The organism is Amycolatopsis sp. NPDC050768, from assembly GCF_040654155.1.
Classification (GTDB): Bacteria; Actinomycetota; Actinomycetes; order Mycobacteriales; family Pseudonocardiaceae; genus Amycolatopsis.
In genome coordinates, this window is the sequence record NZ_JBFAHL010000014.1 from 52,862 (window position 1) to 74,725 (window position 21,864).

Below are 21,864 nucleotides of genomic sequence, written 5' to 3' on the forward strand. Positions count from 1 at the left end.
TACTGTTCAGATGCCATCAATCCTTGGAGGAACCGCACTATGACCCCCGAAAGCGTTGCCAAGCGGCACGACACCCGGGGCGGCATCGAGTTCGCCGTCGCCGACCTCGAGGCCGCCGAGTTCGGCCGCAAGGAGATCCGCCTCGCCGAGCACGAGATGCCGGGCCTGATGTCGCTGCGCCGTGAGTACGCCGAGGTCTACCCCCTGCGGGGCGCGCGGGTCTCCGGGTCGCTGCACATGACCGTGCAGACCGCTGTCCTCATCGAGACGCTGGTGGCGCTGGGTGCTGAGGTCCGCTGGGCCTCGTGCAACATCTTCTCCACGCAGGACCACGCGGCCGCCGCCGTGGTCGTCGGCCCGCACGGCACCACCGAGGAGCCCAAGGGCGTACCGGTGTTCGCCTGGAAGGGCGAGTCGCTGGAGGAGTACTGGTGGTGCACCGAGAAGATGCTCACCTGGGACGGCGAGGGTCCGAACATGATCCTCGACGACGGCGGTGACGCCACCATGCTCGTGCACAAGGGCACCGAGTACGAAAAGGCCGGCGTCGTGCCGCCCGCCGACGAGGACGACTCGGACGAGTGGAAGGTCTTCCTGGAGCTGGTCCGCGCGTCCGTCGCTGCCGACAACTCCAAGTGGACCACCATCGGCGCGGGCATCCGCGGCGTCACCGAGGAGACCACCACCGGCGTGCTGCGGCTCTACCAGCTGGCCGCCGCGGGTGAGCTGCTCTTCCCGGCGATCAACGTGAACGACGCCGTGACCAAGTCGAAGTTCGACAACCGCTACGGCATCCGCCACTCGCTGATCGACGGCATCAACCGCGGCACCGACGTGCTCATCGGCGGCAAGGTGGCCGTGGTCTGCGGTTACGGCGACGTCGGCAAGGGCGCGGCCGAGTCGCTGCGCGGCCAGGGCGCGCGCGTGATCGTCACCGAGATCGACCCGATCTGCGCGCTGCAGGCGGCGATGGACGGCTACCAGGTCAAGACGCTGGAGAACGTCCTGCCCGAGGCCGACATCGTGATCACCACCACCGGCAACAAGAACGTGGTGATGGTCGAGCACATGGCGAAGATGAAGCACCAGGCGATCGTCGGCAACATCGGCCACTTCGACAACGAGCTCGACATGGCCGGCCTCGCGCGCTACCCGGGCATCCACCGGATCAACATCAAGCCGCAGGTCGACGAGTGGGTGTTCCCCAACGGCAACACGATCATCGTGCTGTCCGAGGGCCGGCTGCTCAATCTCGGCAACGCGACCGGGCACCCGTCGTTCGTGATGTCCAACAGCTTCTCGAACCAGGTCATCGCGCAGATCGAGCTGTTCACCAAGCACGAGGAGTACGACAAGGAGGTGTTCCGCCTCCCCAAGAAGCTCGACGAGAAGGTGGCGCGCATCCATCTCCAGGCGCTGGGCGGCGAGCTGACCAAGCTCACCAAGGAGCAGGCGGAGTACATCGACGTGGACGTGGAAGGCCCGTTCAAGGCGGATCACTACCGCTACTGAGCGTTCAGCACAGCCGAAGCGGCGCCCGGAGTGTTTCCGGGTGCCGCTTCGGTGTTCCGGGAGCGCCGGCCATCCATAGTGGACGCCCGGCTGGTTCGGACCACCCCGTAGTGCACTCCGGTTCCCCGATCGATGACAAGTCCACGACGCCCGATGTGCCCGAAGATCCGCTTCGGTTCTGCCTCCTGGGCTCCGGCCTCTTCGCGTCCGGACCCGTCCGGAGCCCTCCCGTGGTTCCTTCGAAGAGGAGCGGCCGCGTACGGCGGCCGGGGGATTGTCGAAGTGAAGGGGATCTGCCTTGTCCGCAGGAGAAGTGGGCCGAAGAGGGGTACTCGCCGGAGGGCTGGCCGCGGTGGCGGCGGGGGCGATGAGCACCCCCGCGTTCGCCGAGGGGACCACGACCACGCCGGTGAACGAACGGCTCAAGGGCTACAGCTATCCGCTCAGCGCCCGCGGGGTGGCCAACCTCGCGCCGACGCCGCCGTGGCACTACGTGGGTGACGTGGTCGGCGTCGAGTTCTGGACCACGCCGGCTGCGGCGGCCGCGTCGCTGCCGACCGGTCTGGACCCGGACCCGACGAGCTCCGGGCACGGCTACGCACTGTTCATCGACTGGCAGTTTTCCGCCAGTGACAACGAGTACCTCGACCCGGTGCGCAGCCAGTACAGCGAGTTCCTCGTGCTGCTCGACGCCGTGCACAAGGGTTCGCCCGTGGCGTGGTGCCCGTTCATCTACGTGGACAACGACGAGGCTCTGGCCCGTGGCTGGATCCAGGGCTTCCCGAAGAAGATCGGGGCCGTGCACCAGACCCGCGCGTTCGGCGTGCCGAGCCAGGCCGGCCCGGTGGTCGGCCCCGGCGGCCGGTTCGGTGCCACGCTGTCGTCGAACGGCCGGCAGCTGGCCGAAGCGCGCGTGACGCTCGAGAAGACCGCGCCGACCATCCCGGCGCTGGGGCGGCCGATCGTGAACCTGCGCTACTTCCCGCGGCTCACGGCCGGGCAGCAGCAGAACCCCGCCGTGCACGAGCTGACGCAGTCCGTTTTGGACACTCCGCAGGTGGCCGGTACGTGGACCGGCACCGGTGAGCTGTCGTTCTTCCCGGCGCAGGCCGAGGAGCTGGCCGACCTGGCGCCGCAGCGCACCGGCGCGGGCTTCCGCGGCTCGTTGTCCTACAGCGTCACGGATCTGATCGTCCTCTGACGCGGTGGCGGCCGGGTCGCCCGCGCGGCGCCCGGCCGCTCAGAGCCGTTCGTCCCGCATCACCTCGAGGTTGTGGAACACCGGCGGTCCGTCGCACAGCTTGCCGATCCGCTCGGCGAACTTCGCGGTCTCCGGCAGCTCCGAGTTCCGCATCGCCTCTTCGTACGACGGGAACTCGACGAACTCCATGTACGTCCCGGGGTTGTCGCGGTCGCTCATCACCACCGCGTGGGTGGCCGTGCGACTGCCCTGCGTCGCGGTTTTCCACTCGTCCATGAGCTCGTTCAGCTCGTCCGGGTGTGAGGTCTTGAACTCGATGACTTGTACGAAACTCATATCCGGCTCCCGGTGAGGCTGCCCCGAAAACTCATCGTGCGCGCGGCACCGGGGCCCGTCAACGCAGGTCGGGGGCCCCGTTGTTCACCGGTCGCCTCAGTTCCACTCGACGGCGATGCCGGCCAGCCCCGGTCCCGCGTCGCGGAAATAGCCGCTCGTCACGCCGCCCGTGTCGAGCGGGAGCTCTTCGGCCTCGACAGGCAGGGCGTCGTCGCGCGCGCGGACCTGGCGGGTGCAGCGCGCGGGCATCGCGGTGGGCGCGAACTGCAGCTGCAGCAGGTAGCTCGCGGCCTGGTCGCGCAGCATGCGGTAGTAGCCGGGGAACAACGCGCTGGAGTCGTCGCGCACCTCGAAGCAGAAGACGTGGATGTCACCTTCGCCGAGTTTGCGGTCGAAGAGCAGCTCGGTCGCCATCGTCTCGCCGCCGGGGTGGCGCCGGATCCGCCCGACGCGGCAGCCCTCGGCGGTGATCAGCTCGACGTCGTCGATCTTGCAGCCGGGGTCGCCGTTGTACACGGTCACGTAGCGGTCGGGGCCGTGCCGCCGTGCGCGCGTGACCAAGCGCGTGCGGATGCTGACCTGGCGGCGGCGCTCGTCGACCGTGATGCGGTCGTGGACCGAGAGCAGTTCCAGGTCGGCGTTGGAGTGGTTCGACGAGGGCAGCACGCCCAGGTCGGCGAGCAGCTGGTCGACGATCGAGCCCATGTCGCCCGAGCGCAGGTCGTGGAACGACACCGCGGCCTGGTGGCCGCGCGGGCGGGAGGTGCGCGGGCCGATCAGCACCACCAGCGAGTCGGACGGCAGCTGCAGCACCGACTCCAGAGCGCGCACGGCCGGCAACGCTTTGGGTACCTCGGGCTGGCGCAGCCCCCGCTGCCAGTAGCTGAGCGTCGACTGTCCAATCTGGACGCCGCGCAGCGCCAGGTGGGCGCGCAGGCGGGCCAGCGACAGTCCGCGGAGCGAGATGGCCGTGCGCAGGGCGTGGTGGAACTCGCCGGTGCGCAACGCGTCGGCCAGCTCCGCGGGCAGATCGCCCGAGCCACGGCGAACAGGTTCGATGATCAGTGCGCCTTCCCCGTCTCGAGACACCGCTTGTCCCTTCACCAGACCAGTGTGGAGATCACTGCGTGCGCCGGCCGTGAACACCGCGGAACGTTCACGTTAGCAGCGCACGGTAGCCGCTCCGACCCCCGTTCGGGGTGGTTGGCCACGCAAGGGTGCCCATTCCGTGTTCCAGGACTGACCCGGAACGCGTTGATCACCGGAAGAGCATCTTGCTCCGCGTGACCGCACTGTTCACCGTTGTGACGACCGAGGGTCACGTCGTGGGGGTGGGGAGGTCCATGCCGGTGTTCGCCGAGCAGTTACACGTCACCACCCGGGCGGCCGTCCACCGTGGCCGGGTCCGGATCGAGAGAGTACGCACCACAGGCCGGGTCCTGGCCCTCGTGGTGCTCGTCGGCATGGCGTTGCTGACGTCGGCACCGGGCGCGAGCGCGGCGCAGCCCTCCGGCGTCGGCAACGCCCACCTCGTTCCGCAGTCGGCCTCCGGTGAGGCGCACGGCGTCCGCCTCGTCGCCGACGTCCTGCCGCGCGGCGACACCCCGCCGCCCGAGGACCACGACTCGGGCTGGCTGCCGCTGCTCATCCTCGCGGGCCTGCTGCTCACCGGCGGCGGGGGCTACCTGCTGCACGCGCGGCGCGAGGCCGCCTAAGGCGTACCGGCCGGCCCGGCGGTGCCGTCCCTCCCGCCGGGCCGCCGGTCGACCACCGTCTCGTCCGGGGCCACGGCCACGGCGTCGAGCGCCGCGTGCAGGTACGGGATCAGGCCTTCGGCGTCGGGCCCGGTGAACACGGTCGAACCGAGCAGCATGCGGTTGAGCAGCATCCCGGCGCAGATGGCGATCAGCAGTGCCGAGCGGCCGGTCGCGTCGGTTCCGGGGAGCGCGTCGGCGAGCCGGCTCTGGTAGTTGCGCTCGATGCTCTCGCGCATGATCGCCGCCGCGCGCGGGTTGGCGACCGAGCGCAGGGTCAGCAGCAGCCCGTCGGACGCGTGCTGGTCGTCGCCGGTCAGCAGGGCGCGCGCCGCCTCGGCGTTGAGGTCGGGCGTCATCATCATCGACTTCTCGAACGCGGCCTCCACGACTTCGGCGAAGAGTCCTTCCTTCGAGCCGAAGTACTTGCCGATCAGCCGCGCGTCCACCTCGGCCGCGCCGGCGATCTCGCGGACGCCGGCGCCGTCGTAGCCGTGCTCGGTGAACGCCTTGCGGGCGGCGTTCAGGATCGCCGCGCGCGTGGCCACGGGGTCCCGGCGCTTCGGCGTCGAATCAGGGCTCATGGTCGCCAGCGTACGAGCCCGGGCCCCGGCTCCGGGACAAGTGCGGGTTGCTAAGTCCGCAGTCGTGGACTTATGGTGTCCACAGGTGCGGACTTGACCGCACCGACGAGGTTTACCACCGCGACTAAGGATTCCTTCCATGCCTGCATCCCAGGGCCCCCTTCCCCAGCGCCGGCTCGGCTCCACCGGTCCCGTCGTCGGCGCCATCGGCTACGGCGCGATGGGCTTCGCGCGCCCGTACGGGCAGTCCGAGGACCACGCCACCGACGACACGGCCGACGCCCTCATCGGCCGCGCGCTGGACCTCGGCGTCACGCTGATCGACACGTCCGACCGGTACGGCGCCAGTGAGGAGATCATCGGCAAGGCGATCGTCGGCCGCCGCGAGAAGGTGGTGCTGGCGACCAAGTTCGGCATCGTCGAGGGCCCGACCGCGGACACGCGACCGGTGATCAACGGCCGTCCCGAGTACGTGCGCGAGCGCATCGAGCACTCGCTGCGGATGCTCGGCACCGACCACGTCGACCTGTACTACCAGCACCGCGTGGACCCGGACACGCCCATCGAAGAGACCGTCGGCGCGATGGCCGAGCTCGTGGCGGAGGGCAAGGTGCGCTACCTCGGCCTGAGCGAGGCCGCGCCCGACACGATCCGCCGCGCGCACGCCGTGCACCCGATCACCGCCGTGCAGACCGAGTGGTCGCTGTGGTCGCGCGACATCGAGGACGAGGTGTTCCCGCTGTGCCGCGAGCTCGGCATCAGCGTCGTCCCGTACAGCCCGCTGGGCCGCGGGATGCTGACGGGCAAGCTCACTTCGTTCGACGACCTGCCGGCGAACGACTACCGGCGAAAGATGCCGCGGTTCGCACGGGAGGTGTTCGAGGCCAACCTCGCCGCCGTGGAGACCGTTCGCGACATCGCCGCGGCCCACGACGCCGCGCCCGGCCAGGTCGCGCTCGCGTGGCTGCTCGCGCAGGCGCCGGACGTGGTCCCGATCCCGGGCACGCTGCACGTCGGCCGGCTGGCGGAGAACGCCGGCGGCGCGTCGCTGGAGCTCGCCGGCGACGAGCTGAAGCGGCTCGACGCGCTGACGGTCACCGGTGAGCGCGAGGTCGCACTGGACCACAACTGGTCCTACGGCGTCACCCCGCCGATGTCCCGGTAGCGGCTGTCCTAGGGTGAGCCCCGTGGGGCGACTGGTCGTGATCGAAGGTCTGGACGGTGCCGGCAAGCGCACCCTCGCGGACGGGCTCACCGCTGAGCTGCAGCGCGGGGGCGCGCGGGTCGGCAGCCTGGCGTTCCCGCGTTACGGCCGCAGCATCCACGCGGACCTCGTGCGCGAGGCCCTGCACCGCGGTCACGGCGACCTCGCCGACTCCGTCTACGGCATGGCCCTGCTCTACGCCCTCGACCGCAGCGGCGCGGCAGACGAGATCCGTGCGCTGCTGGCGGACAACGACGTCGTGCTGCTCGACCGCTACGTGGCGTCCAACGCCGCGTACGCAGCCGCACGCTTGCGGGAGAACGCCGACGGCGACGTCGTGCGCTGGGTGTGGGGCATCGAGGTCGACCGCTTCGCGCTCCCGCGGCCCGACGCGCACCTGCTGCTGCGGGTGTCCCCGGAGGTCGCCGCCGAACGCGCTGTCCGCCGGGCCGCCGCGGACAGCGAGCGCGCGCGGGACGCGTTCGAATCCGACGACGCCCTGCAGCAGCGCTGCGCCGCCGTGTACGACGAGCTGGCCGCGGCCGGCTGGCTCGCGCCGTGGCATGTGCTCGACGGCGTGGCCGGTGTCGACTTGCCGATGCTGGCCAAGTCGCTGCTGTCCTGAGCGGTCAGCGTTCGTCGAAGCGCGCGGGTTCGAATCGTGCCGGGTCGAAGAGGGCGATCGGGTGCGTCGTGCTCCCGTCGACGATCAGATCGGCCACGATCTCCCCGACCACGGGCACGAACTTGAAGCCGTGCCCCGAAAACCCGCACGCCACGACCACACGCGGGTGTGCCGGGTGCCGCGCGATCACGAAGTCCTCGTCGGGCGTGTTCGTGTACAGGCAGGTCGCGGCACGGCGGAACGCGCCCAGCGCCGGCAACCGCGAGCCGACGAGATCGGTGACGGCGCGCACCTCGTCGTCGTGCACGCGGCGGTCGATCGTGTCGGCGGTGCACGGCGTGCCGGCGAGGTGCGAAGCCACCTTCACGCCCTGCGGTGAGTGCGCGGGAAAGCCGTAGAACTGTTCGCCCTGCTCGGTTTCCCACAGGTACACCGGGTGCCGCTCGGCCGCGAACGCCGCCGCGTCCGCCGGTTCGAACCAGTACTGCACCTGCCGCTGCACCTCGAAGTCCACGCCGAGGTCGGCCAGCAGCGACGGCGCCCACGCGCCGGGGCACAGCACCAGCCGCGAAGCCGTGTAGTAGCTCGACGCCGTCCCCACGCGCACGCCCGACTCCGACGTGCTCCACGTGAACACCTGCTCCTCGTGGTGCAGCTCGGCGCCGTGGCGCGCGGCGAGCTGCAGGTGCGCGGCGACGCTGCCCTCCGGCGACACGAACCCGGCGCCCGGCTCGTAGAGCGCCACCTCGTCGTCGCGCGGGGCCATCGTGGGGAAACGGCGGCGGATCTCCGGCGCGTCGAGCAGCTCGTGCGGGATGTCGAACTTCTCGGCCGAGAGCACACTGCCGGTGATCGTGCGCGAGTCCGGCGACCCGGCCATCAGCCCGCCGCAGCGCGTGAACAGGTGCCGGCCGGTGTCGCGTTCGACCTCGTCCCACAGCTCGTGCGCGCGCAGCAGCAACGGCACGTAGTCGGGGCCTTCGAGGTAGGCCTGGCGCGTGATGCGCGAACCGCCGTGGCTGGAGCCGAGGTTGTGCACGGGCGCGAACTGGTCGATGCCGATCACCCGTTGCCCGCGCTGCGCGAGCCGGTACGCCGCGGCGCTGCCCATGCCGCCGAGGCCGATCACGATCACGTCGTAGTGCGTCAAGCGGTTCTCCTCGTCCGTTCCGCCGAATCGGCCACCACCGCGGACACTCGTTCGCCGAAGTATTCGATCTCCACCGGTGTACCAGGTTTCGCGCATTCGATGGGCAACCATGCGTACGCGAGGTTCTCCCCGACGGTGTGGCCGCGCGCCGCGCTCGTCACGTAGCCCGCCGGATGGCCCTCGAAGTACACGGGTTCCTTGCCCCGCACCAGATCCTCGGTGACCAGGGACGTCAGCGCGCGCCCGACGGTGGTGGCCGACCGGCCGAGCAAGGCGTCGCGGCCGAGGAAGTAGCCCTTGTCCATCCGCACGGCGAACCCGAGCCCGGCCTCGTACGGATCGTGCTCCGCGGTGAAGTCGACGCCCCACGTGCGGCGGCCGTCCTCCAGCCGCAGGCTCGTGAGAGCCTCGTGCCCGGCCGCGACGATCCCGTGCGGTTGCCCGGCTTCCCACAGGGTGTCCCAGAGCAGCCGGCCGAGGTCCGCGCTGGTGTGCAGCTCCCAGTCGGGTTCGTAGGGCGAGCGCAGCGCGAGCACCGGCACGTTGCCGACGTACGTGTCCAAGGCGCCTTCGTCTACTGTGGACAGTGCCGGGAGAACCTGCGGCACGAGCGGTCCCCGCAGGCCGAGGCAGCACGTGCCGCCGGTGGTTTCGTGGATCTGCACCGTGCCGTCGCCGGGCAGGTGGCGGCGCAGCCAGTCGACGTCGAGTGCACTGTTCGCCCCGACGTGGAACCGGTCGGCGTCCAGACACGCCACCGTGAGATCACTGCGAACACCGCCGTCTTCGCCGAGCAGCAACGTGTACGTGACCGCGCCCGGAGCGTGGCCGATCTGGTTGGTGGTCATCGTCTGCAGGAACGGCAGCGCACCCGGTCCGGTGACCTCCAGCCGGGTCGCCGGGGTCAGGTCGAACACCGCCACCCGTTCGCGCGCGACGATCGCCTCGGCACCCGCTGTCCGCGCTTCGGCTGACGGCACGCGGGAGAGCTCAGGCAAGGTTTCATTGGCGGAGAACCAAACCGGGCGCTCCCAGCCGCCGGTTTCCGCGAAGCACGCACCCAAGGCGACGTGCCGCTCGTAGAACGGCGAAGTGCGCAACGGCCGCCGCGGCTCGTCGTGCCGAGTCCCCGCGAACGTCCGGATCGCGCGTTCCCGAACGTGGTCCGGCGCGAGTTGCACCCGCTCGAACCGGGCGAGATCGCTCGTGTGCAGGTCGAGCCGGGGCTGTCCGTCGACGAGCCAGCGCGCCACCTCACGCGCGACGCCGGCGGTATGCGAGAAGGCCACGGCCTCGGCGATCCAGAAACCGTCGAGGTCCAGGTGCTCGCCGACCAGCGGCCTGCCGTCCGGGGTGGCCGCGACCAGGCTGGTCACGCCGTGTTCGACTTTGGCGTCGCCCAGCGCGGGCAGCAGGCGCGCGGCCTCGGCCCAGGGCTGCTCGAAGTCGGCCCGGGCAAACGGCTCGGCCGTGCGGGGCGCGGCGTGGCCGATGCCGAGGCGGTCGACGTGCTCGCGCACGGTCAGCCCGCCGTGGCGCAGGACCGGCTTGCCCGCCTCGGTGAAGTCATCGTTGTCACCGGCGAGCGAGGGCAGCGCAGTGGTGCGCGCGTAGTGCTGCGCCACGGGCACGAGCGGCACGGTGAGGTCCACGAGTCGTCCGATCTCCGGCGCGCCCACACCCGCGCACGAGACCACCACGTCGGCGCGGAAGCGATCGGTCCCGGTGACCACGCCGGTCACGCGCCCGGCACTGCGTTCGACGGCCGTAACCCGTTGTCCCGTCAGGAAACGCGCTCCGCGTCCGGTCGCCCGGCGGGCCTGCGCCTCGGCCGCGCGCCGGGGTTTCGCCAGGCCGTCGCCCGGGGTGTGGAGCCCGCCGAGCACCTTCGCCGCGTCGAGCAGCGGGTGCAGTTCGGCGCACTCGGCCGGCGAGCGCAGGTAGCTGCGCACGCCCCACGACGTGGCCCAGCCGTGGCGCCGCTTGAGCTCGGCGAGCCGCTCCGGCGTGATCGCGAGCTCCAGGCCGCCGACGGGCTGGAAGCACCAGCCGCCGTCGAGCGTGAGCGCGCTGTACTTGGCCACGGTGTACTGGGCGAACCGCGTCAGCGTGCGGTCGGGATCGGTCTGGAACACCAGGCCCGGCGCGTCGGCGCTCGCCGGTCGGCCCTGGTCCAGCACCGTGACGTCGGTCCAGCCGCGTTCGGTGAGCTCGTCGGCCAGCGCGCAGCCGAGCAGCCCGGCCCCGATGACGACCACTCGCGGTCGGGCTGCCATCGCGGTACCTCCTGGCCGGGGTTCACCGGGCGCGCCGAACGACCCGCCGGGCACGGGCCAGGTTGCGGATGGGGGTGTGTGTTCCGTCTTCTGCAACAAAGTGCGGGATCGCGGGGGTACGTGTCAAGACTGCGCGCGGAAGGGGTTTTTCGCTTGCGCCCAGGCAGGTGAAGCCCGTAACGCGAACGTCGGCAGAGGCGATCCGACGCCGGGGGAGTATCAGCTGGCGTAGTAGCCCAGTTGCGCCGAAAGTTCTTTCGCCGCTTCGGTCATCGGCCGCACGATCTGCTTGATCCGCTGCTTCGACAGCCGGTACGACGGCCCCGAGGCGCTCATCGCCGCCACGACCTCGCCGCCCGGGCCGTGGATCGGCACCGCGACCGCGTGCATGCCGAGCTCCAGCTCCTCGAAGCAGGCTGCGTAGCCGTCCTCGGCCACGCGCTCGACCTCCGACTCGAGCTCGTCGGGGTCCACGGTCGTGCGCGGCGTGTACTGCTCGAGGCCGTGGCCGAGCACGCGCTTGCGGTCGGCCTCGGTCATCGCGGCCAGCAGCACCTTGCCGCTGGAGGTCGCGTGCAGCGGGGTGCGCTGCCCGGTCCAGTTCTGCGTGGTGATGGCGGCCGCGCCGCGGGCCTGGCTGATGTTGATGGCCACGCCGTCGTCGGCGATCGCGATGTTCACGGTCTCGCCCAGCTCCTCGGCCAGGGCCTGGCAGGTCTGGCGGCCGAGTTTCGCGAGGTCCATGCGGCCGGTGGCCGCGCCGGCGAGGCGGACGATGCCGAAGCCGATCGCGTACTTCCCGCGCTCGCCCAGCTGCTCGACAAGCCCGTGCTGTTCCAGGACACTCAGCAGTCGGGACGCCGTCGACTTGTGCACCCCGAGCTCACCGGCGATCTCCGTGATCCCCGACTCCCCGTTGCGCGCGAGCAATTCCAGCACGTAAATCGCGCGGTCGACCGACTGAACTTGGCTTCCCGTTGCGTTGCCCGAGTCCTGGTTCCGCATAGCGCAACACTAACGGCTGGGCGGCGATCTGTTCGGCTGAGCGGGCGAATCCCTTGACGACGGGGGCACCCGGGCTGTTGCGCACAGTGCACATCGACGCGTCATGCGCAACATTCACGAACCGCTCCTGGTTCCCGTGACCCGTTTCCCGGAGGCTTCCCGATGATCCGTGCCTGCGCCGTCGCCGACCTGCCCGAGGGTGAGTCCCTCCGCATCGACGGCCCGACCCCGATTGCCGTCTTCCACACCGCCACCGGCTTCTACGCCATCGACGACACCTGCACCCACCAGGACGCCTCGCTCGCCGACGGCTGGTTCGAAGGCTGTTTCGTGGAGTGCCCGCTGCACGCGGCCCAGTTCGACCTGCGCACCGGCGCGCCGACATGCCTGCCGGCGAAGAGCCCCGTCCGCACCTACGCCGTGGTGGTCACCGACGGCGTGGTGTTCGTCGACGCGCCGGTGCCGGCGGTCGTCGGCGAGGGCAGCGCCCAGTTCACCGCCTAGCTCTTCCCACCCGAGGCCCGTGGGGGTTCCCGAGCGCGTGCCCGGGAGCCTTCACGGGCCGTCCAACACCTGCTCGGGAGCGCCCGGATGGAGCAATCTCAGCTCGCGATCTTGATCTTTCTGGTGGTCAAACGCGCGGGTCGTGCTCGACGGCGGCGCAAGTAGTGCGAACATGTGCTCATGAAGGCACGTGTCTTGGTGGTCGACGACGACCCTGCGCTGGCGGAGATGCTCACCATCGTGCTCCGCGGTGAGGGGTTCGACACCGCGGTGGTCGCGGACGGTTCGCGTGCGCTGCCGGCGCTGCGCGAGCTCAAACCGGACCTGGTCCTGCTGGACCTGATGCTGCCCGGCATGAACGGGATCGACGTCTGCAAAGCGATCCGCGCCGAGTCCGGCGTGCCGATCGTGATGCTGACCGCCAAGAGCGACACCGTCGACATAGTGCTGGGCCTGGAGTCCGGCGCCGACGACTACGTGGTCAAGCCGTTCAAGCCGAAGGAGCTCGTCGCCCGCGTGCGCGCCCGCCTGCGCCGCACTGAGGCCGAGCCCGCCGAGTCGCTGACCATCGGCGACCTGGCGATCGACGTGCCGGGCCACGAGGTCACCCGCGAGGGCAAGGCCATCCCGCTCACGCCGCTGGAGTTCGACCTGCTCGTGGCGCTGGCCCGCAAGCCGCGCCAGGTCTTCACCCGCGAAGTGCTGCTGGAGCAGGTGTGGGGCTACCGCCACGCGGCGGACACGCGGCTGGTCAACGTGCACGTCCAGCGTCTGCGGTCGAAGGTCGAGAAGGACCCGGAGCACCCCGAGGTGGTGTTGACGGTGCGCGGCGTCGGTTACAAGGCCGGCCCGCCGTGATGAGGCGATGACCGCTTCCGCGGCAGCCGGCCCACCCGCCGGGACGAAGAGTCACCCGAAGGTGGGACGGCTGACCGCTTTCGCCCGAGCCACGATGCGCTTCGTGCGGCGCCTCGTGGTCTTGGCGCGCCGCCGAGTGGTGGCGTTCAACGAGCTGTGGCGCCACTCGCTGCAGTTCCGCGTGACGATCTCGACGCTCGCGCTGTCGGCCGCCGTGGTTTTCGTGCTGGGCATGGTGCTGCAGAACCAGATCACCGAGCGCCTGCTCGACACGAAGCGCAAGGCCGCCGTCGAGCAGACGCAGGCACTGGCCGACACCGCGGCGCGCGAGCTGGTGGGCGTCGGCGGCGAGTCGCCCGACGCGCTGCACACGCGGCTCGAGAACGCGTTGAAAAAGATCTCCACGACGTCGGCGTCGCCCGCGGGGTCCACGGCGGGCACGTTCGAGCCGGTGCTCGCGAGCGTCGGGCGTGATCAGTCGGACGCCGACCCGGTGTTCGTGGGTCCGTTCACGTCGGTGCCGGTGCGGCTGCGCCAGTTCGTCGAGGGCGGCAACCTCGCACGCGTCGAGCACACCGTCTCCGAGAACAACGCCAACACCACCTACCTCATCGTGGGCACGCCGCTGAGCTCGGTGGCGAGCCCGCTGCAGCTGTACTTGCTGTTCCCGCTGACCAGCGAGCAGAACACCGTGTCGACCGTGCAGAACACGCTGCTCGTGGGCGGGCTGGTGCTGCTGCTGTTGCTGGCCGGCATCACGAACCTGGTGGTCCGGCAGGTGGTGCGGCCCGTCCGCCAGGCCGCCGCGGCGGCCGAGCAGTTCGCGGGCGGGGACCTGGAGCAGCGCCTCGCCGTGGTCGGGGAAGACGACCTGGCGAAGCTCGCCGTGTCGTACAACGGCATGGCCGCGAGCATCCAGCGCCAGATCCGCCAGCTCGAGGAGTTCGGCGGGCTGCAGCGCCGGTTCACCTCCGACGTCTCGCACGAGCTGCGCACCCCGCTCACCACGGTCCGCATGGCCGCCGACGTGCTGCACGCGTCTCGCGAGCAGTTCCCCGCCGGCCTCGCGCGGTCCACAGAGCTGCTGGTCGACGAGCTCGACCGCTTCGAGGCGCTGCTCGGCGACCTGCTGGAAATCAGCCGGCTCGACGCCGGTGTCGAAGAGCTGTCGGCCGAGTACATCGACGTGCGGCCCATCGCCACGCGCGCGGTCGAGCAGGTGCGCGTGATCGCCGGGACCGCGGGCAGCTCGGTCGAGCTGATCCTGCCCGAGGAGGACGCCTCCGCCGAGGTCGACGCCCGGCGCGTGGAGCGGATCCTGCGCAACCTGCTGGGCAACGCCGTCGACCACAGCGAGGGCAAACCGGTGCAGCTCACCGTCGCCGTGAACGAGACGGCGGTGGCCATCACCGTGCGCGACCGCGGCGTGGGCCTGCGCTCGGGCGAAGCCGACCTCGTGTTCAACCGGTTCTGGCGAGCCGACCCGTCGCGCAACCGGCGCACCGGCGGCACCGGCCTGGGCCTGGCAATCAGCCAGGAGGACGCGCGGCTGCACGGCGGCGTCCTCGACGCGTGGGGCGAGCTGGGCCAGGGCGCCTGCTTCCGGCTCTTGCTGCCCCGGCACCAGAACGTGCCGATCGAGGAGAACCCGCTGCGCCTGCCGCCACCCGACGCCACGGCGGAGATCACGCTGTCGCCGTCGTCGGTGCTCGAGGTGCAGCCCGCGCCCGACGCGATCCTCGCCGACCGCGACGCCGAGCGGAACTCCGACCGCGAGGAGGTCGGCAGGTGAGACGCGTTCTCGCCGCGCTGGCGTGTCTGCTGCTGCTCGCCGGCTGCGCCAACGTGCCGCTCGAGTCGCAGCCGCTGGTCGTGTCCGTGGACTCGACGCCGCCGCTGGCCAACGACGCGCCGGAACCGAGAAACGACATCGACCCGCTCTCGCTGGTGCGGGAGTTCATCCGGAACAACGGCGACCCGCGCTCCAACAACGCGGCCGCGCGCGCGTACCTCGACGGCCAGCAGCGCAGCACGTGGAAACCCGGCCGTGCGATCACGATCATCGACAACACGTTCAGCACCGTCTACGAAACGCCGCCCCCGTCGCCGTCCACCTCGACGCCGCCGGACCCGAACGTGCGCAACGTGGGGCTGCGCGGGTTCACCCTCGGCACGCTGAGCGCCGACAGCGCGTTCATCCCCGGCTCCGGCCCGGCCGAGCAGACGATCCAGGTGCGCAAGCAGGCGAACGGGCAGTGGCGGATCTCCAGCGCGCCGCCCACGCTTTTCGTGACTGACGACGACTTCGAGGCGAACTACAACCGCGTCGCCGTGAGCTTCTACTCGCCCGACTCCGGCGCCTTCGTGCCCGACCTGCGTTACGTGCCGGCGAAACCGCAGTCGGGCCTGCCCGGGCGGGTGATGGACCTGATCCTGCAGGGGCCGTCGGCCGGGCTGGCCGGGGCCGTGAAGAACCTGCTGGGCGACCAGGTCGCGCTCGACACCAACGTCAAGAACAGCGACGACGGCTCACTGCTCGTGCAGCTCTCGGGGCTCACCGGGGCGAGCCCGGAGACGAGAACGCTGATCGCGGCGCAGATCATGCTGTCGATGCAGGCCGTCACGTCCACGCGCGTCCGGCTGCTCGCCGACGGCCAGCCGCTTGTGCGCGGCCACGAGTACTGGCGCAGCAGCGACGTTCCGTCCTACAGCGCCGCCTCGTCGCCGAGCGCCGACCTGCTGGGCCTGATGACGGTCGACGGGCGCATCCGCTCGCTCGGCGACGGCGCGCCGGTGGCGGGGCCGGCCGGCAACGGCGGGTACGCCGTGGTCAGCGCCGCGCAGTCGATCGACGGCAAGCGGCTCGCGGTGGTGGAGCGCAGCGGCGACCGCGTGCAGCTGCGCGTCGGCGACCTCGGCCGCGACCTGCCGCTGGTGGACCTCTCCGGCGGTTCGCTGAGCCGCCCGACCTGGCGGCCGGCGCCGAGCGAGGCCGGTCCGTCGGGTGAGGTGTGGACGGTGGTGGACCACTCGATCGTCGCCCGCATGGTCCTCGACCCGACCGGGCACTGGCTGCGCCAGAGCGTGAACGCCAACGACCTGCTCGCGCTCGGCACCGACATCGACGCCCTGCGCCTGTCGCGCGACGGCGCCCGCGTGGCCGCGATCGTCAACGGCCAGCTCGTGGTCGCGGCGGTCGTGCGCAACGGCGACACGGTGACGCTGCGGGAGCCGCGCGTGCTCCAGCCGGGTGATCTCTCGGACGTCGTGGACCTCGACTGGGGTTCGACGGCGGACTCGCTGGTGGTCGTCACGTCGTCCAGTTCCCAGCCCGTGCAGCGTGTTTCCGTGGACGGGCGCCGGATGGACGCGTTCAACGGCTCGAACCTGACCGCGCCGGTCACGGCGGTCACGGCGGCGCCCAACCGGCCCATCGTGGTGGCCGACCCGGGCGGGCTGTGGAACGCCACCGAACTGGGTGAGGTCTGGCGGCCCCAGGCCCACACGATGCTCAACGCGACGCCGTTCTACCCGGGCTGACGAGGGTTTTCCGCTCGTTTTCGCCCGGCGGGACTCGAGAGCGCCGAAACTGTCGGTGCCCGGGTGCACACTGCGAGTCATGGTTCTCGATCTGCTCGTCCCCGCCCGTTGCGCCGGCTGTGGTGCCCGGGGTGTCCCGTGCTGCGCGGAGTGTTCGCGGGTGTGGGGGTCACTCACGGAGGTGGTCCGCGCGCCGCTGACCGGTCTCGCGCCCGCGTACGCGCTGGCCCGCTACCAGGGCGTCGCCAAGCGCGTCCTGATCGCCTACAAGGAGCGCGGGCGCCGCGATGTCGCGCCGGCACTCGGCCGGGTGCTTGCGTCCGCGCTGACCGCCTTGCCTCGCGCCGATGCTCCCCGCGCGGGCCCGCGCCGCGAGGGACACTCACTCGGTGGACCTTCGTTCGGTGAACCGACCTTCGTCGGGTCTTCGGGCACCGGTCTCCGCCTCGAAAAGCCCGTCGTCTCCAGGGATTCCACCGTCCCCAGGAATGGCACAGCCGCCGGGGATTCCGCGCGCGCCGGGCCGTGGTGCCTCGTCCCGGCACCGAGCCGTCGCTCGGCTTCACGCCTCCGTGGTGGCCCGCACGTGCAGCGTCTCGCCGAGGCCGCTGCGCGCTGTCTCGCCCAGACGGGCGCCGAGGCCTTCGTCGCGCCCGCTCTCGCGCTGAAGGGCGCCCGTGACGCCGTGGGTCTCAACCGGGCGGAGCGCGTCGCCAACCTGGCCGGGCGGTTGCGGTTCGTGCCCGCGGGCCGGCCACCGCCGGGCAGCCGGGTCGTGGTGCTCGACGACGTGGTCACCACGGGTGCCACGGCGGCCGCGTGCGTGCGAGTACTCGCCGACGCCGGGGTCGCCGTGTCGGCTGTGGTCGCGTTGCTCGCCGCAGGGTGAGCAGACGTCACCTACACGAGTGATGTCAACAGGGAACGCGACGCAACGGCCGCCCGTTGTCGGGACATGAGGGTCTGGCTCGGAATCACGCGGGCGGCCGAACACTCCACCGGGGTGGCGGCTGTGGCGCGGCGGGCCGTGACTCTCGGCTTCCGGGCTCCCGCGCCGTTGCGCCGTACGCGTGAAAATGCATCGCTCGCGTTCGACCGTCAGGGGCGGGATTTCGGGCTGCGCACGGGCGTTTCGCTGCGCGCCGTAACGGGTTCCCGAATCGTGACATCCCCCGGCCCGGGGGCTGTTGCGAGCGGCGTGATGAAGCTAACGTGCTCCGCTATCAGCAATCCCCGCAGGCAGGGAGGTGTGCAGCCCATGTCCCTGGCGCCGGAGGCGCGCTGAGTCCGCGCTCGAGCATCCGCCACGAGACGTCGTGACCGGCCATCGAGTTCTTCTCAGCCCGCCAGATCCGGGCTCCGTCCCCGCACTACCGGCGCCGTGTGAACACACAACAGCTCGCAGACATCTCAGCGAGGGAGGTCGTGTATGGACATCGTCGTAAAGGGCCGCAACGTGGAGGTGCCCGACCACTACCGGGCACTCGTCAGCGAAAAGCTGGCCCGTCTTGAGCGCTACGACAAGAAGGTCATCCGGTACGACGTGGAGTTGTTCCACGAGCCGAACCGCCGGCAGGCGAAGAGCTGCCAGCGCGTCGAGATCACCGGAAAGGGCCGCGGTCCGGCCGTGCGCGCCGAAGCGTGCGCCGCGGACTTCTACGCAGCGCTCGACTCCGCCGTCACGAAGCTGGAGAACCGGCTGAGGCGAACACACGACCGGAGGCGCGTGCACTACGGGCGCAGCCGCCCGGAGTCGGTCGCCGAGGCGACCTCGATGGCGATGGCCGGCGGATCGCCGGACGCCGTCGCCCGTCCCACCGCGAGCACGGCAGTGCTGGAGGCACCCGCCGCTGACACGGCCGAACCGATCACCGATGGTTTCGCGGCCGTCAGCTCCGGTGAGATCACCCTGCCCCAGCAGAAACGCTGGGAAGACGACGATCTGGGCTACCAGCCCGGCCGCGTCGTCCGCGAGAAGAACCACAACGCGGACCCCATGTCGGTGGACCAGGCTCTCTACGAGATGGAGCTGGTCGGTCACGACTTCTACCTGTTCAACGACTCCGAGTCCGGGCGGCCGAGCGTCGTGTACCGGCGGAAGGGTTTCGATTACGGCGTGATCCGGCTCGGCGGCTGAGCCCGCCAAGCCGGCGCGGCCGGAGGGGGAGCCGGCCGGTGCCACGGGTGGCCCGCACGCGAGCGCGTGCGGGCCACCCGCGTGCCGGGAGTAGCGTGCGAAGGGGCCTCTCGTGACCTTCTGCGAGCACGTGCGTGCGCGGACCACTGTGTGTTCCCTACGATGTGGTGAGACGGCGGCGCCGCACTACGAGTGCGCGCCGTGCCCACAAGCCCGGGACCGGCTCGGGTGCGATCATGATCAGCTAGTGAGGTCGACCGGATGGTGCTGAACCGCCTGCTCCGCGCGGGTGAGGGCAAGATGGTGAAGCGGCTGCGCAACATCGCCGATCACGTCAACACCCTCGAAGACGACGTGAAGGACCTGTCGGACGCCGAACTGCAGGCGAAGACCGGCGAGTTCAAAGAGCGGTACGGCAAGGGGGAGACGCTCGACGAGCTGCTCCCCGAGGCTTACGCGGTCGCCCGCGAGGCTGCCAAGCGGGTGCTCGGCCAGCGGCCCTACGACGTGCAGATCATGGGCGGCGCGGCGCTGCACCTCGGCCAGGTCGCCGAGATGAAGACCGGTGAGGGCAAGACCCTCACCTGCGTGCTCGCGGCGTACCTCAACGCGCTGTCGGGCGAGGGCGTGCACGTCGTCACCACCAACGACTACCTCGCCAAGCGCGACGCCGAGTGGATGGGCCGCATCCACCGCTTCCTCGGGCTCGAGGTCGGGGTGATCCTCGCCGAGCAGGACCCGCAGGAGCGCCGCCGGCACTACGAAGCCGACGTCACCTACGGCACGAACAACGAGTTCGGCTTCGACTACCTGCGCGACAACATGACGTGGTCGCTCGACGAGTGCGTGCAGCGCGGGCACAACTACGCGATCGTGGACGAGGTCGACTCGATCCTCATCGACGAGGCGCGCACGCCGCTGATCATCTCGGGCCCGGCGGACCAGTCGTCGCGGTGGTACACGGAGTTCGCCCGCCTCGGGCCGCTGATGCAGGGCATCGACACCACCACGATGGGCTCGCGCGAGCGCGTCGAGAAGGCCAACCTGATCAACTCGAAGTACCACTACGAGATCGACGTGCGCAAGCGCACCGTGGCGGTCACCGAGAAGGGCGTGCGGTTCGTCGAGGACCAGCTCGGCATCGAGAACCTCTACGAGGCCGCGAACACGCCGCTGGTCGGCTACCTGAACAACGCGTTGAAGGCCAAGGAGCTCTACAACAAGGACAAGGACTACATCGTCCGCGACGGCGAAGTCACGATCGTCGACGAGTTCACGGGCCGCATCCTGGTGGGCCGCCGCTACAACGAGGGCATGCACCAGGCGATCGAGGCCAAGGAGAAGGTCGAGATCAAGGCCGAGAACCAGACGCTGGCCACGATCACGCTGCAGAACTACTTCCGGCTGTACAACAAGCTTTCGGGCATGACCGGTACGGCCGAGACCGAGGCCGCGGAGTTCCACCAGACCTACAAGCTGGGTGTGGTGCCGATCCCGACGAACCGGCCGATGGTGCGCGCCGACCGCGCCGACCTGATCTACAAGACCGAGCAGGCCAAGTTCGAGGCCGTCGCCGAGGACATCGCCGAGCGGCACGAGAAGGGCCAGCCGGTGCTGGTCGGCACCACGAGCGTCGAGAAGTCCGAGCACCTCTCGAAGCTGCTGCTGAAGCTGGGCGTGCCCCACGAGGTGCTGAACGCGAAGTACCACGGCCGGGAGGCGCTGATCGTCGCGCAGGCCGGCAAGGTCGGCGCGGTCACCGTCGCCACGAACATGGCCGGTCGCGGTACCGACATCGTGCTGGGCGGCAACCCGGACATCATCGCCGACCAGGTGCTGCGCGAGCGCGGGCTCGACCCGGTGGACAACTCCGAGGAGTACGAGGCCGCGTGGCCGAAGGTGCTCGAGGAGATCAAGACCGGTGCCAAGGAAGAGGCCGAGCAGGTCCGCGAGGCCGGTGGTCTCTACGTGCTCGGCACCGAGCGCCACGAGTCGCGCCGCATCGACAACCAGCTGCGCGGTCGTTCCGGCCGTCAGGGCGACCCGGGCGAGTCCCGGTTCTACCTGTCGCTGGGCGACGACCTCATGCGCCGGTTCAACGCCGTGATGGTCGAGCGCGTGATGACCACGATGCGCCTGCCCGACGACGTGCCGATCGAGCACAAGATGGTCTCCAAGGCCATCAAGAGCGCGCAGACGCAGGTCGAGCAGCTCAACATGGAGACGCGCAAGAACGTCCTCAAGTACGACGAGGTCATGAACGAGCAGCGCAAGGTGATCTACGCCGAGCGCCACCGCGTGCTCGAGGGCGAGGACCTGCGCGAGCAGATCGAGCACATGAGCGTGGACGTCGTCGGTGCGTACGTCGACGGAGCCACCTCCGAGGGCTACGCCGAGGACTGGGACCACGAGCAGCTGTGGACCGCCCTCAAGACGCTCTACCCCGTCGGCCTGAACTGGGACGACCTGGTGGAGAACGGCGACCTCGACGCCGAAGGCCTGCGCGAGGCGCTGGTCAACGACGCGATCGACGCGTACGACAAGCGCGAGGCGGAGATCGACGAGCTGGTGGGCGAGGAGGGCGCGATGCGCCGCCTCGAGCGCCAGGTGATGCTGACCGTGCTGGACCGCAAGTGGCGCGAGCACCTCTACGAGATGGACTACCTCAAGGAGGGCATCGGCATGCGGGCGCTCGCTCAGCGCGACCCGCTGATCGAGTACCAGCGCGAGGGCTTCGACATGTTCCGCGCGATGCTCGAATCGCTGAAGGAGGAGGCCGTCGGCTTCCTGTTCAACCTCCAGGTCGAACGCAGCGAGCCGGAACCCGCGCCGCAGCTGGACCCGTCGGCGCTGCCCGCAGGGATCACGTCGGCCACGGGCGCCGCGGCCGCTTCCTTCGGCGACGACGGCGGCCGCCACTCACGCCCGACCCCGCCCCAACCGCCCACGACCGACACCGAGTCGGTGCCGTCGGCCTTGCGTGGCAAGGGCGTCGGCGGCGGTGTCCAATCCGGACTGACCATGTCCGGCCCCGCCGAGGGCGGTGGCGTTGAGTCCCATTCGGACAGCGCCGACTCCGACGGCGCCGGCGCGGGCAACACGCGACGCGAACGCCGCGCCGCCGAGCGCGCACAGGCGAAGAAGGGCAAGAAGGGCCCGCGTCGCTGACGCAGGTTTT

The 21,864-nt window shown here is 70.6% G+C and carries 18 protein-coding genes; 12 read left to right on the plus strand and 6 right to left on the minus strand.

Annotation, left to right across the window (positions count from 1 at the left end):
• Nucleotides 1–39 precede the first annotated feature (39 nt).
• Both ahcY and AB0H62_RS34160 read left to right on the plus strand, forming a co-directional pair.
• Nucleotides 40–1,512: an adenosylhomocysteinase gene (gene ahcY / locus AB0H62_RS34155; RefSeq protein WP_360590677.1), complete on the plus strand. Its 1,473-nt coding sequence runs from the start codon at nucleotides 40–42 to the stop codon at nucleotides 1,510–1,512.
• Between the two features lie 298 nt (nucleotides 1,513–1,810).
• Complete coding sequence (locus tag AB0H62_RS34160; RefSeq protein ID WP_360590679.1) at nucleotides 1,811–2,713, plus strand: acetoacetate decarboxylase family protein; 903 nt, start codon at nucleotides 1,811–1,813, stop codon at nucleotides 2,711–2,713.
• 39 nt (nucleotides 2,714–2,752) lie between these two features.
• Here AB0H62_RS34160 and AB0H62_RS34165 read toward each other — a convergent pair whose 3' ends face one another.
• Entirely contained in the window at nucleotides 2,753–3,049 is a 297-nt protein-coding gene (locus tag AB0H62_RS34165; RefSeq protein ID WP_220244044.1) for a hypothetical protein, read from the minus strand.
• A gap of 96 nt (nucleotides 3,050–3,145) precedes the next feature.
• Entirely contained in the window at nucleotides 3,146–4,138 is a 993-nt protein-coding gene (locus tag AB0H62_RS34170) for a hypothetical protein (protein ID WP_360590914.1), read from the minus strand.
• Between the two features lie 194 nt (nucleotides 4,139–4,332).
• Here AB0H62_RS34170 and AB0H62_RS34175 point away from each other — a divergent pair, with 194 nt between their 5' ends.
• Entirely contained in the window at nucleotides 4,333–4,764 is a 432-nt protein-coding gene (locus AB0H62_RS34175) for a hypothetical protein (protein ID WP_360590681.1), read from the plus strand.
• Here the strand turns inward: AB0H62_RS34175 and AB0H62_RS34180 are convergent.
• Nucleotides 4,761–5,387, minus strand: a complete 627-nt coding sequence (locus tag AB0H62_RS34180) for a TetR family transcriptional regulator (protein ID WP_360590683.1) — start codon at nucleotides 5,385–5,387, stop codon at nucleotides 4,761–4,763. The two genes, AB0H62_RS34175 and AB0H62_RS34180, sit on opposite strands and share 4 nt — an antisense overlap.
• 139 nt (nucleotides 5,388–5,526) lie before the next feature.
• Here AB0H62_RS34180 and AB0H62_RS34185 point away from each other — a divergent pair, with 139 nt between their 5' ends.
• Together AB0H62_RS34185 and AB0H62_RS34190 are read left to right on the plus strand one after the other, a co-directional pair.
• Nucleotides 5,527–6,552 carry an aldo/keto reductase gene (locus tag AB0H62_RS34185; RefSeq protein WP_360590685.1) on the plus strand — a complete coding sequence of 342 codons (1,026 nt, stop codon included), beginning with the start codon at nucleotides 5,527–5,529 and terminating at the stop codon, nucleotides 6,550–6,552.
• A gap of 13 nt (nucleotides 6,553–6,565) precedes the next feature.
• Complete coding sequence (locus AB0H62_RS34190) at nucleotides 6,566–7,216, plus strand: dTMP kinase (protein ID WP_220244040.1); 651 nt, start codon at nucleotides 6,566–6,568, stop codon at nucleotides 7,214–7,216.
• Between the two features lie 4 nt (nucleotides 7,217–7,220).
• On the opposite strand, the gene solA is transcribed toward AB0H62_RS34190, so the two are convergent.
• The 3 genes from solA to AB0H62_RS34205 form a co-directional block, all read right to left on the minus strand.
• Nucleotides 7,221–8,366 carry an N-methyl-L-tryptophan oxidase gene (gene solA / locus AB0H62_RS34195; protein WP_360590687.1) on the minus strand — a complete coding sequence of 382 codons (1,146 nt, stop codon included), beginning with the start codon at nucleotides 8,364–8,366 and terminating at the stop codon, nucleotides 7,221–7,223.
• Complete coding sequence (locus AB0H62_RS34200; protein ID WP_360590689.1) at nucleotides 8,363–10,642, minus strand: FAD-dependent oxidoreductase; 2,280 nt, start codon at nucleotides 10,640–10,642, stop codon at nucleotides 8,363–8,365. The genes solA and AB0H62_RS34200 overlap by 4 nt, the downstream gene beginning before the upstream one ends.
• A gap of 219 nt (nucleotides 10,643–10,861) precedes the next feature.
• Complete coding sequence (locus AB0H62_RS34205; RefSeq protein WP_220244037.1) at nucleotides 10,862–11,647, minus strand: IclR family transcriptional regulator; 786 nt, start codon at nucleotides 11,645–11,647, stop codon at nucleotides 10,862–10,864.
• A 162-nt stretch (nucleotides 11,648–11,809) separates the two neighbouring features.
• Here AB0H62_RS34205 and AB0H62_RS34210 point away from each other — a divergent pair, with 162 nt between their 5' ends.
• The 7 genes from AB0H62_RS34210 (at nucleotide 11,810) to secA (ending at nucleotide 21,854) form a co-directional block, all read left to right on the plus strand.
• Nucleotides 11,810–12,151, plus strand: a complete 342-nt coding sequence (locus AB0H62_RS34210) for a bifunctional 3-phenylpropionate/cinnamic acid dioxygenase ferredoxin subunit (protein WP_360590692.1) — start codon at nucleotides 11,810–11,812, stop codon at nucleotides 12,149–12,151.
• A 180-nt stretch (nucleotides 12,152–12,331) separates the two neighbouring features.
• Complete coding sequence (gene mtrA / locus AB0H62_RS34215) at nucleotides 12,332–13,009, plus strand: MtrAB system response regulator MtrA (RefSeq protein ID WP_139099890.1); 678 nt, start codon at nucleotides 12,332–12,334, stop codon at nucleotides 13,007–13,009.
• A gap of 94 nt (nucleotides 13,010–13,103) precedes the next feature.
• Nucleotides 13,104–14,801, plus strand: a complete 1,698-nt coding sequence (gene mtrB / locus AB0H62_RS34220; RefSeq protein WP_360590916.1) for an MtrAB system histidine kinase MtrB — start codon at nucleotides 13,104–13,106, stop codon at nucleotides 14,799–14,801.
• A complete protein-coding gene (locus tag AB0H62_RS34225) occupies nucleotides 14,798–16,549 on the plus strand; it encodes an LpqB family beta-propeller domain-containing protein (protein WP_360590694.1) in 1,752 nt (583 codons plus the stop codon). Before mtrB ends, AB0H62_RS34225 begins: the two co-directional genes overlap by 4 nt.
• A gap of 79 nt (nucleotides 16,550–16,628) precedes the next feature.
• The gene (locus AB0H62_RS34230; protein WP_360590696.1) at nucleotides 16,629–17,438 is read left to right on the plus strand and encodes a ComF family protein; all 810 of its coding nucleotides are present in this window, start codon (nucleotides 16,629–16,631) and stop codon (nucleotides 17,436–17,438) included.
• A gap of 540 nt (nucleotides 17,439–17,978) precedes the next feature.
• A complete protein-coding gene (raiA, locus tag AB0H62_RS34235) occupies nucleotides 17,979–18,686 on the plus strand; it encodes a ribosome-associated translation inhibitor RaiA (RefSeq protein ID WP_220244033.1) in 708 nt (235 codons plus the stop codon).
• Between the two features lie 261 nt (nucleotides 18,687–18,947).
• Nucleotides 18,948–21,854: a preprotein translocase subunit SecA gene (secA, locus tag AB0H62_RS34240; protein ID WP_220244032.1), complete on the plus strand. Its 2,907-nt coding sequence runs from the start codon at nucleotides 18,948–18,950 to the stop codon at nucleotides 21,852–21,854.
• Nucleotides 21,855–21,864: the final 10 nt, after the last annotated feature.